This is a genomic window from Microbispora hainanensis, from assembly GCF_006874475.1.
GTDB classification, from domain to species: domain Bacteria; phylum Actinomycetota; class Actinomycetes; order Streptosporangiales; family Streptosporangiaceae; genus Microbispora; species Microbispora hainanensis.
The window spans coordinates 1-263 of the sequence record NZ_VIRM01000236.1 but is presented as its reverse complement, the minus strand read 5'-3'; the positions used below and the strand labels follow the sequence as shown (position 1 = coordinate 263).

1 protein-coding gene is annotated in these 263 nt (G+C 68.8%); it reads left to right on the top strand.

The features are described 5' to 3' along the window. A partial coding sequence (locus FLX08_RS40260; protein ID WP_142625469.1) for a HAMP domain-containing protein occupies positions 1-263 on the top strand: 263 nt, incomplete at both ends.

Genomic DNA, 263 nt, shown 5'->3' with positions numbered 1-263 from the left:
CGCGGTCGCCAAGGGCGACCTGTCGCAGAAGATCCGCGTCGACGCCCGGGGCGAGATCCTGGAGCTGAAGGAGACCATCAACACGATGGTCGACCAGCTCTCGTCGTTCGCCGACGAGGTCACCCGCGTCGCCCGCGAGGTCGGCACCGAGGGAGGGCTCGGCGGCCAGGCCACCGTACGCGGCGTGTCGGGCACCTGGAAGGACCTCACCGACTCCGTCAACGTGATGGCGTCCAACCTCACCAGTCAGGTGCGCTCCATCG